We start from the raw sequence: 11,258 nt of genomic DNA, 5'->3' as shown, positions 1-11,258 counted from the left end.
ATCTAAGTTTAAAGTTAGAGGATTATTAAATAAGAAGCATCCGTAAGTACCCCCTTTTTCAGAAAAGGAAAACAGCACACATAGAGTTTTAAACACTTTTCTTAAAATTCGATTGGATTAACATTTTGGTTAGCTTTGTTTAAAATTAAACGAAGTTTCAACGTTAATATTTGTGCAGCATTTGTGTAGCAAACCACCCAAAAACAACCATTTTGCTACACAAAAAGACCTGAATATGGTCATTAAATCAAATAAACACATGTTTTCTAATAATGTAGTTTTCCGGTACCTAAGATGAGGCCGGGGTCGCGTACGACTCGATTCCTTCCGAGGCCACAAAATAGAACTAGCCCTACATCTAAATCTCCGACTGATGAATCGCCCACTTCAACAAACTATTGGGCTCATTAGTCAAATTCAATTTTTGGATAATATTATGGCGGTGATTCTTCACCGTTTTCTCGGAGACAAATAACAGGTTCGCAATCTCTTTGCTGGAGTATTGTTTAGCTACGAGTTTTAAAATTTTGTACTCTGACATAGTCAACAGCTCCTTTACATCGTTATTTTTACTCTCAATGTATTGAAATGCTAAGTGAACAGTGACCTTTATTTGTTCTTCCTTCCAGGGCTTCACAATGTAGTTTAAGGGTTCCGTTTCTTGCGCTTCCTCCATAATGGATTGTTTCGTAATGGCCGTGATGAAAATAATTTCTGCCAAAGGGTAAAACGCATTGACTTCTTTGGCAAAATCAATCCCCGTATGTGAGGCTTTCAAATTAATATCACAAATGATTAATTGCGGCTTAAACTCCTTTACGGCTTTAATGCCAATTTCAAAACTATCGGCAACTTCAGTTACATAGCCTTCACTTTGCAACAGTTCACTTAAATCGAGCGCCTGTAACATTTCGTCTTCTAAAATTAAAATTCTCTTTTCTGCCATCCTGCTACGCTTTAAATTGAATACGATGTTCTACTCCTTTTTCTGAAGACATGGAATAGGATGCCTCTAATTGCACAACCATCATTTGGACAAGTTTTAATCCTAAACTCGTTCGATTGACCGCTTTAGGGTCAAAACCAGGCCCATCATCCCGTATAGTTAAGGTGCACGTATCTGCTGCCACTTCCAAGGAAATAAACAATTGATTCCCCTGTTCACTAGTCAAATATTTATAGGCATTTGAAACCGATTCGTTAATAATCAACCCAAGTAAAATGATTTTTTCGAGCGACAATTGAACCGAATCTATGCTATAGGAAAGTGAGATCCGTTGATCTTCTTTTTCGTAAGTAAGTTTAATATGGTCGACTAAATTTTTCACATAGTGTTCAAAATTAACCGAATCGCGGGTATCATCAGAATATAAACTTTCATGAACAACTGCCATGGAATTTATTCTGTTTTGAATCGAGGTGACAAAATTTTTCGTTTCCTCATCTACAATTCTTCGCTTCTGGATATTCAGCAAGCTGTAGATATTTTGTAGGTTATTCTTTACCCTGTGATGCAATTCCTTCACTAATTGCTCATTGTGCTGACTTTTACGCAAATTAATCTCAGCAAAGGCAGCTAGTTCTATATTTTTTTTCTCAATGATATTTTTACTTCTACTCTTTTGACGGTAATTGATTAAGATAAGCGCCGTAGAAATGGCTAATAAAACCAAGCCTACCAGAGATAGAAATAATTGCTTTTTCTGAAGACTCGAATCTTCCTTCGTTTTGATCAGGTCCTTTTGGGTTAACTTTAGTTCCGTCCGCCTTTTATCAATTTCCATTCTTCCCAGTAGTAACAGCGATTGATTTTTCAAAAGTCCTGCTTCATATAATCCCTTTTTCTTATTGTAGGCTTCCAAAAACAAATAGGCAGAATCCATTTCATTTTTGGCCTTAAAATAGTCTGACTTCGCTTTTAGAAATTTAAATTCATTCGGACCGTACATAGTAGGCTGCAAAAGCACTTGTGCACTGTCTAAATACACTTTCCCCTTCTCAATTTCCCCTAGATGAAAATAGCAAATACTTAAAGGGATCAGGCTATTAATGCGTTGATCCGCTGGGCTCATCTTCAAATAATAGTCTAACATCGGCCTCGCTCGCGCATACTGCTCTTTTTCCACTAGGCAATTAGCCATTAATCCGGTGAACCAACCACGCCAATAAGGAAAATTCCCCTCCTCGATTATTTCCTTCCGCTTCATTTTATCCAAATAAATATCAACCTCTTTCAACCCAATACGGTAGTAGTGAAAGGCACTATCTAATTGTTTAGACTCAAAGTACATATCCCCTAAATGAACGAAATACATCATTCGATTCCGAAAGGGCCGCTCGGGAAGCTTTTCAAATGATTTAAAATCCTGAATCGCTTCATTATACAAGCCGGCAGCAAAATACAACTCCCAATACGTTTTGATGAATCCATTCTCTACGCGCTCATTGCGAACCTTTACCGCTTTGGCAATATCTTTATAAAACCGATGTATCTCCTCTTTTTTTATTAAGACAGAACCATATTGTTTTCGGGTCAATTGCTTCTTGTGGGAATATAAAAAGTCAATCAGGGGAGCGGTCTCCTTGATTTTCAATTGCACGTAATACACATGGGCTAAGGCATAGGCTGCTTTCAAACGAATCTCCTCTTCTTTGTCTTGGATAGATAGCCGGATTTTTTTTTCAAGTGATTTTTCCCAAAAAGAAATAGGAACTAAATGATAAATCAGATTGTGATGATTCGTATTTAAACTATCCCAAATGGCTAACATTCTTAAAGAAGCTTCCCTTGTTTGACTGTTTGCTAACGCATTTAATTCTCTCATTTGACCTTGCTTCTGACGCGAGACCACTTGAGCATCAACCACATAGATGGTCAATACGAAAAGCAAACACCCTAAAAAAAGAAATCTTAATCTTACATTCATCCAAAACATAACCTCAAGATAGATTTATTTGTTAAAATTATTCACTACGCGTTTCGACTAAAGCTATCGCTTTCCCATTATTTTTACTTTCATTTGGACTTACAAAGACGTAGCCAACCTATCAAATGAATCAAATCGACGCTAACTGGGTAGCCGCCCACACAAAACACCGTTTAACGAAAGGACACAAGAAAACGTTTGGACATGTGCTCGTCCTTGCGGGTAGTCCAGGGAAAGTAGGGTCAGGTATTCTTTGCGCGCGCGCGGCTTTGCATGCGGGATGTGGTCTAGTAACCGCAATGATTCCATTAGAAGGTGTTGCGGCTTTGCTCGCAGGAAATCCAGAAATCATGTATAATACAGGTTCTTTACGCGAATTAGACCTCAGTAGCTTTGATGCAATTGCAATCGGACCAGGAATTGGTTTTTCAGATGAGGCGGTGGACAATGTGCGTTATTTATTGCAGACCTATCTGGGCCCATTAGTGATTGATGCGGATGCATTAAGTATTCTGGGCTTGAATCCTGACTTATTGAATTTATTGAATGAGCGACATATTTTGACTCCCCACATAGGAGAGTTTGCACGGATCCAAAAATTCTCCGGCAACAGTGAGCAACAAAGTTTTGCCTTTGCGCACGCACACAGCACAAACCTTATTTTAAAGTCCTCTCCCACCTTGGTCTCTTTGCCTTCCGGTCAACAATTTGTCAATACGACCGGAAATGATGGAATGGCGACGGCAGGTTCTGGCGATGTCTTGACGGGAATTACAGCAGCACTTTGTGCGCAGGGGTATGCAAATGCGGATGCAGCGTGCTTAGCGGTATATGTACATGGTTTGGCGGCGGATATAGCCGTCGAAACACAATCGAAATCGAGCTTAGTCGCCTCGGATATTATTAAGAATTTAGGCAAAACCCGACTCCTCGACTAAGTCCGCAGGACGACCAAACGACGCAGTCGTGACTAAGTCCGCAGGACGACTTCGCCTCCGGCGAACGACTACTTGTACACATCTTTGAAGTACACCACCTCCCCTTTCTCATCAAAATCCAGCAACGAATACCAAATCACCAAGATATATTCTTCCTTTGCTTTTAAAGCCAAAGGTTTCGGATTCTTGATGTGGTGGTTAAACTTTACGGTATCAAGGGCGATGCGATTTTCACCTAATAGCAACAAGGCGAGTTCCTTAGGTTTTTCTAAACGAATACAGCCGTGGCTGAAGAAGCGTTCAGGCGCCGCAAATAATTTCTTCGAGTCTGTATCGTGCAAATAGAGACTGAATGGGTTGTTGAAATGGAATTTTAAGGCTCCGAGGGCGTTGTTTTCCCCGCTGTTTTGGCGTAAAATATAGGGGAAATTATTTTTATGTAGACTCGACCAATCGATGGAGTGCGCGTCCACCAGACGGTATTTTGCATCTAGCACCCGGATTTGATTGTCCTCTAAGAATTGGTGGTTTTTCTGAATTTTGGGCAATAATTCAAGTGTGGCCATCCGACGGGTAATGAACCAATAAGGATTGATCGTCAGTTGATCTACCTTGCTCAGTAAAGTGCGCGTCTGATTCTCTTTTTTGCCCACGATTACCTTCATTTTCAGGACTTCCTCTGCTCCAGAAAAAACGCGCATCCTAGCGGAAGGAATGTTCACTAAAATCACCTTTCGGTCCTTGCGCAGGGCATCTAACCAGGCATAATTGCTAGCAGATTTTTGAAGTACGGCGCGTTTGATTGGATCCTTTTCCACCGCTAATTGTGCTTGCACTTTGCGCACTTCCCATCCAGCCTCGACAGAATCAAGCGTCATAGAAAGCCCCTTGTAATGGAAATCAGGCTCCTGAGCGAAAGCGGTAAAAGACAGCAGTAGGAAAAGATATCTCACTATAAAAAGGGCTTAGGATGAACTTCTTCGTGGGCCGTGTGATCCTGGTAAAATTGCGCGATACGCAACAAGGTACCTTCGTCGTAGAGTTTTCCTACGAAAGAGATTCCGGTGGGCAAGCCACTTTTCGCATCGAGACCCGTGGGAACACAGACCACGGGATGGCCTGTTAAATTCGTAATCGCGGATTGATTTCCGCCTCCGCGCGATGGACAAATAATCGCATCGTATTGGGAAACGACTTCGTTCACCTTTTGCATTAACAAATAGCGGTGGCGCTGTGCGTTAATGTATTCCACTGCGGGTACAAAACGAGCGGTTCTGAATTGATTGGGCCAGTCGTATTTGGTTTGGCGGGTGAGTTGATCGTCGATGTTTTTACGCGTCATCTCGTCGAATTGCGCGGCACATTCCGCCCCGATCACGACGTCCATGATATTAAAGGGATAGGCTTTTTCGTCTGGAAATTCTACCGGAATCAATTGCACACCTTGCTTTTTCAGGTCCGCTAACACCTTCCATTCGCTGCGAGTGGTGTCTTTGATTTTGTCAAAATAGTTTTTGGCATAAGCAATCTTCATTCCTTTCATGGGGCGATTTGCCTGGTAATTAAAGGGCATATTTACGGCTGCCAAATCCTTTCCATCCGTCCCGTGCAAGTAATGAAAAACGATTGCCGCATCGTTTGCGGAACGGCAAATAGGACCTACTTTGTCCAAGGAATAACTCAAGGCCATCGCTCCCGAACGAGAAATACTCCCAAAGGTAGGACGCAAACCCGTCGCACCACACGTAGTCGCGGGCGAAACGATGCTACCCCAGGTCTCCGTTCCGATCGCGAAAGGAACTAAACCGGCTACTGTCGCAGAGGCTGACCCTGCGGAGGAGCCAGAAGATCCATAATTTAGATTCCACGGATTTTTCGTTCTACCACCATACCAATAATCCCCCATCGCCAAGGCGCCTAACGTAAATTTGGCGACTAAAACGGCGCCTGACTCTTTCAATTTGGCATATACATACGCATCCTCATCGATCACCTGATCCTTGTACGGAGCCGCGCCCCAAGTCGTCTTCGTGCCTTTCACCGCAAACAAATCCTTCAAACCATAAGGGATTCCGTGCAACATACCACGGTATTTACCCGCCGCAATTTCTTTGTCCGCCTGACGCGCTTGGGCTAAAGCTAAATCCTCTTGGATACTAATCACGCATTGCAACGTAGGACCGTGCGTCTTAATCCGCTCGATGAAAAATTGCGTTAATTCAACTGAGCTTATTTGTTTCGTCTTGATCAAATGAGCGAGCTGATCGATGGAGTAGAAAGCTAAATCAGATTTTCTCGCTGGTAGCGTCGCTTTCACAGACGGCCAAACCACCGGACGCTGGGTCTGATCAAATTTCATTCCCGGTAGTTTCGGATTTTGCCAAAGACTCAATGGCACATGATTGTTCAACGAAAGACTGTGCATCGCCTTGTAATTCGCTAGATTATCCACCACATCTGAATAAAGTGTATCTAATTCTTGGGTGGTGAATTGAATGTCAAACAAGTTTGCCGCACCAGAAAGATCAGATTTCGTTTGTGCAAAAAGTGGGCTGGCGAATAGCAGTAAGAAGGCGATTTTTTTCATATTACTGTTTCAGAAGTTTAGCTTTGGAATGGTCAATTTGAATATAATAAAGTCCTTTAGGGATATTTTGGGTAGATAAAGTCGTGGAATTAGAGCCCTTCGTTTGAGGCAAGGTTTTCTGTAGTACTTCGCGACCTACAGCATCCACCACACGCAATTGTGTTTCGGAAGTCATTTCAGCTTCCCAATCTAGTTGAACTACATCGTACGAAGGATTCGGATATACTTTTACGTTTATCGATGCTGACTCCACCCCCATGATATTAAAATCAGGGATCGACCAAGGCACTAGGCCTAAATTCGTTGTATTCCACGCCACATTCGTCAACAAATGGAATTCCCCTGGCAATAAATTCATCTTCGCTTCTGCGTCTTTCACCTCAAAGGACTTGCCACTAAAATAGTCGTACCAAACACCCGTTTTAGGGAAGCTAGCTGAAACAACTTGAGAATTGACATCCGGATTAGCTAAAACTAACAAGTAGTCCGAGCCTTTCGTCAACAGATTCCGCTTCACTGATCCAACGGCGCCCACCGTAAAGTCCGTCGATGTGAATACAGGCTTAGATAACTTCAAAGCCCCTAATTGTTGGTACACTTTCAACAATTTAGCGCGTTCAGAATCCTGTACATAAGTCCATTTTAATGGTTTAGTACCTGTTCTACCATTCTCATTAATCGAAACATCATATCCTAATTCACCAAATTGCCAGATCATTTTAGGTCCCGGAATCGTCAAGAAAGTGGCCGCAGCCATTTTCATTCGTTCCAGTTTTTCTTGTGCTGTGAAGACTTTTTTGCCTCCATTCGTCACTTCGACCATCAAACGCTCCTCATCGTGGGACTCAATGTAATTCATCACACTTGGGTTAGTAAAACCACGCATTTTATACGAGGCGTTACTCAAATCTTGGGTGTAACCCTGTGCCACACGAGCCATATCAAATTTGCTATTCCCCCACAAAAGCATTCCGTAATTACCTAATTCATTCTCCTCATTGTTTGCCGCGATATGCTCTAAAACCACATAAGCGGACGCATCGTAGGAACGAATTTTATCATAGATTCTTTTCCAAATCTTCACGCGGGACGCGTCGTATTGTCCCCAAAGATCGACATTTGAACCGGAAGGGGTTTGGGTGAAACCTTTGGACAAATCGAAACGATAGCCATCGATTTTATACTCTTCTAGCCAAAACTTCGTCACCACATCTACCAGCCATTGTGTGTGAGCGCTCTCGTGATTGAAATCAAAGAAAACACTGTAGGGATGCGTCGCGGAGGGATTAAAAAACGGACTCGTAGCCGTAGGCTTTGCCCCATCCCAATACATCTTCACATAGGGATTCTCGTAATCCGCCTGGTTCAACACGATGTCCATAATGACCGCCATCCCATTTTCGTGGCATTTATCGATTAAATACTTCAAGTCGTTCTTCGTCCCATATGCCTTATCCGGCGCCGTATAAAAGATCGGATTATAGCCCCACGAATCATTCCCGGAGAACTCCGCCACCGGCATTAATTCCAGCGCATTAATCCCTAATTTCTTCAAATATCCTAGCGAATCCGCAACCGTTTTGTAACGTCGATCCGCTACGAAATCACGCACTAACAGCTCATAAACGTGCAAGTTCGAAGACGCTGGACGCGTAAACGAAGTCGTCTTCCAAACGTAAGGCGTCGCCCCTGATTCAAAAACCGATACAATTCCTTTCGCTCCGGTGGGATATTTTTTCAGAGATGGATAGGTAGTCGCCGAAATGTAGGTGTCATTGTTTGGATCCAAAATCTTCTCCGTCAACGGATCCGCCACGGCTAATTTTCCATCCACCCAAAACTGATAGGCCACCTCTTTCCCCGCCTCTTGCACCCCTAAATCAATCCAATAGCGCAAGCCGTCTGCGGTTCTTTTCATCAAATAAGCAGGCAAGGCCGACCAATTCGAAAATTCCCCAATCGCATAAACGAACGAGGTCGAAGGCGCATAGAAGCACAATACCACCTTATTCCCTACATAATTCACGCCATCTTTCATTCCAGCAGGCAAAGCCTCCGTCACTACCGCGGGTTTTGTAAGGATTCTAACTGAATCTTTTAAACTCGAAGATCCCGAAGTCCCCTCTAAAATTAGCGTATGCAACTTGCCTTTTTCGGAACCCAAAGAATACGTATAATTAATGGAATCAGAAGATGCCGAACTGGAAAGTACTGTTCCGGCTGTTTTCAAACTAATCGATGAAGTCGCGGAAAATTTCGCACGGACATTCACTGAAGATCCCGCCTCTGCTAAGGTAAAAGACTCCGCAGGAGAAAGCCATTTCAAGGCATAAGAACCTGCGTACAGTTTGAGAACAAAATCCTCTGTCTGCGCTTTTCCATCACCACTTTTTAATAACAAGCCCAACTTAACGATGGGGTTTCCGGCGGGTACATTGAAATAGGTGCGCGGGTTTAATTTGATGGACCACTTGTCGTTGCCCAAGGCAGTCATCTTTCCTTTTTCAAAGGGAGCGCTGAAGTTGGTTTGGCCATCGGGCTGGTATTTAAACGCATCTCCGGGATCCGCATCGCCGGCTCCGGACCATAAAAACACGTCACTCGTTTTCCCTAAAAGACCAGAAGCCCTCGAATCTTTCGCGAGCTTCAGATCAAAAATCAAGGTAATCTCTTTATCTCCCGTAGGGAAAATCTCTTCTGTCGTTACTTGCGCAAAGGCAGAAAAACTGAATAAAAGGAAGAATAAAATTCTCATCGGATTTCAAAAATTTGAGCTGATTTACCTGGAATGCTAAGTGTTTTACCAAAAACGACATCCGTCGATTCCATCACATTATGCGCTTTCGCTCCTGCCGGTAAAACTTCTTCGTAATGGCTTAAGTCGATCGCACGAGCCTCCGCATTCTTGTTTAGAACCACCATGACTTTGGCCTTATCTGTATATCTGAAATACACATAAACACCGTTTCCTTCGCCTGAATTTTCTGGACCAAAATGCAACAATTTGCCCTTATGAATCGCCTCAGCACCTTTTCTCCACGTTAAAATTTTCTGGAAGAACGCTTGCATCGCCTTCTCATCTGCTGTCATATTCGCACCTGTAAACGCGTTTTTCGCATCGCCAGCCCAGCCACCGGGGAAGTCCCCGCGAATCTCACCATGTTCAGATGATTTCGGATTTGACATCAAAATTTCCGTACCATAGAATACCTGCGGAATTCCACGAGTCGTAAAAATGTAGGTCATTGCCATCTTCAACAAAGCCTGATCATGCTTCACCTGCGTGTAGATACGCGACATGTCATGGTTATCTCCAAAAACGACCAAATTATCCGGATCCGCGTACACCAAATCATTCGAAATGACGCTGTAAATTTTATTCAAACCTTTGCCCCATTCCTTATCGTTTTCATTCATCGCCTCCGAAATCGCATTTTGTAATGGGAAGTCCATTAATGCAGGTAAAGAGGACTTATAGCCATCGCGGTTCACTTTTCCGCGCTGCCAATACGAAGTAATGATGGGATTAGAAGACCATTCCTCTCCTACCATATTTAAATTCGGGTACTCATTTAATACGGCATCAGACCACATCGTCGCGAATTCCTTCGTTGAATACGGATAGGTATCGATGCGTAGACCACCTAAATGTGCGTACTCAATCCACCAAATGGTATTTTGAATAATGTACTGCTGCATAAACGGATTCTTTTGGTTCAAATCCGGCATCGCTGGTACGAACCAGCCTTCTGTCTGTAATTTCGCATCGTATTTCGACACGTGTGGATCTTGAACAGTCTCTCGGCGGTGCGTAGTGGAGGCGAATTTCCCACCAAAATTAATCCAATCCTTGAATGGCATATCTTCCATCCACCAATGGCCATTTCCACAGTGATTCAAAATAATATCTTTGATTAAATACATCCCATTCGCCTGGGTCTTCATCCCCAGTTCACGGTAGTCTTCATTCGTCCCAAAACGGCGATCAATCTTGTAATGATCCGTAATCCCGTAACCGTGGTAGCTTTCTAGGGTTTGGTCGTTTTCCACCTCCGGCATATTCCAGATAGCGGTAAATCCCATATTTTTAATGTAGTCCAAATGGTCTAAAATCCCGCGTAAATCCCCACCATGGCGATCATACAACGCGCCCCTGTTCAAGGACATATCTTGCATTCCAGCGACTTTGTCATTTGCTGGATTACCATTCGCAAAACGATCTGGCGTGATTAAATAAATGACATCTTTCGTGGAATACGATGGACGATTCGCTGAATTATTCGCACGAGCCTCCAGTGAATAATTCACCGTATGGATCACTGTGCCATTCTTCTTAATCACTAATGGATACGTTCCAGCTTGGGCTCCCGCCTCCACGATCAAATCTACAAATAGGTAATTAGGACTATCGGCGTTCGTTACTTTTCTCACGCTCAACCCCTTCTTCGATGACGTTACTACGCCTCCGCTCAGGTCTTTACCTTTGATCAATAATTGTAAATTCGGGTTCTTCATCCCTACCCACCAGTTCAGGGGTTCGACACGTAAATCTTGAGCAATAAGGGAAAAGGAGGCACAAAAGAAGAGGCCTAGAAAAAGGACTTTTTTCATAAATGTATAAAGTAGTGAATGATTGAATAGCTTTGTGAGCTGTAGAACGAAAATAGGCAAAAAAAGTGACTCTCCGGAAGCATCCCGGAAGAATCCTATAAACAAGATTGACCGATAAGTAAAATATACCCGATTTATTTGGTATTATACCCGTAATTGGAGATATTTGCTCGGTAAATTAGGCCCAAAGCCTTC

At 43.0% G+C, this 11,258-nt stretch carries 7 protein-coding genes; 1 reads left to right on the top strand and 6 read right to left on the bottom strand.

The features are described from left to right. Positions 1-358: 358 nt before the first annotated feature. A complete protein-coding gene (locus tag EWU21_RS06575; protein WP_130896023.1) occupies positions 359-946 on the bottom strand; it encodes a response regulator transcription factor in 588 nt (195 codons plus the stop codon). A gap of 4 nt (positions 947-950) precedes the next feature. Next, complete coding sequence (locus tag EWU21_RS06570) at positions 951-2,891, bottom strand: tetratricopeptide repeat-containing sensor histidine kinase (RefSeq protein WP_161566485.1); 1,941 nt, start codon at positions 2,889-2,891, stop codon at positions 951-953. 161 nt (positions 2,892-3,052) lie between these two features. Here EWU21_RS06570 and EWU21_RS06565 point away from each other — a divergent pair, with 161 nt between their 5' ends. Then, positions 3,053-3,865 carry an NAD(P)H-hydrate dehydratase gene (locus EWU21_RS06565; RefSeq protein WP_130896021.1) on the top strand — a complete coding sequence of 271 codons (813 nt, stop codon included), beginning with the start codon at positions 3,053-3,055 and terminating at the stop codon, positions 3,863-3,865. 68 nt (positions 3,866-3,933) lie between these two features. On the opposite strand, the gene EWU21_RS06560 is transcribed toward EWU21_RS06565, so the two are convergent. From EWU21_RS06560 to EWU21_RS06545, 4 genes are read right to left on the bottom strand one after another with little or no spacing between them, the layout of a single operon-like run. Continuing rightward, positions 3,934-4,818, bottom strand: coding sequence for a L,D-transpeptidase family protein (locus EWU21_RS06560; RefSeq protein ID WP_130896020.1), 885 nt, complete (start codon positions 4,816-4,818; stop codon positions 3,934-3,936). Continuing rightward, positions 4,818-6,452, bottom strand: coding sequence for an amidase (locus EWU21_RS06555; protein WP_130896019.1), 1,635 nt, complete (start codon positions 6,450-6,452; stop codon positions 4,818-4,820). The genes EWU21_RS06560 and EWU21_RS06555 overlap by 1 nt, the downstream gene beginning before the upstream one ends. Before the next feature lies 1 nt (position 6,453). Further along, entirely contained in the window at positions 6,454-9,207 is a 2,754-nt protein-coding gene (locus EWU21_RS06550) for an alpha-amylase family glycosyl hydrolase (protein ID WP_130896018.1), read from the bottom strand. After that, entirely contained in the window at positions 9,204-11,063 is a 1,860-nt protein-coding gene (locus tag EWU21_RS06545) for a glycoside hydrolase family 13 protein (RefSeq protein WP_130896017.1), read from the bottom strand. Before EWU21_RS06545 ends, EWU21_RS06550 begins: the two co-directional genes overlap by 4 nt. Positions 11,064-11,258: the final 195 nt, after the last annotated feature.

The organism is Aquirufa antheringensis (assembly GCF_004307425.1).
In the GTDB taxonomy this organism is placed as follows: domain Bacteria; phylum Bacteroidota; class Bacteroidia; order Cytophagales; family Spirosomataceae; genus Aquirufa; species Aquirufa antheringensis.
This window is presented reverse-complemented; position numbering and strand designations above follow the sequence as displayed.

Bases quoted from the DNA above. Each gene is read 5' to 3' on its own strand.
- EWU21_RS06575 (WP_130896023.1), bottom strand. From the start codon at position 946: ATGGCAGAAAAGAGAATTTTAATTTTAGAAGACGAAATGTTACAGGCG.
- EWU21_RS06565 (WP_130896021.1), top strand. From the start codon at position 3,053: ATGAATCAAATCGACGCTAACTGGGTAGCCGCCCACACAAAACACCGT.
- EWU21_RS06555 (WP_130896019.1), bottom strand. From the start codon at position 6,452: ATGAAAAAAATCGCCTTCTTACTGCTATTCGCCAGCCCACTTTTTGCA.
- EWU21_RS06550 (WP_130896018.1), bottom strand. From the start codon at position 9,207: ATGAGAATTTTATTCTTCCTTTTATTCAGTTTTTCTGCCTTTGCGCAA.
- EWU21_RS06545 (WP_130896017.1), bottom strand. From the start codon at position 11,063: ATGAAAAAAGTCCTTTTTCTAGGCCTCTTCTTTTGTGCCTCCTTTTCC.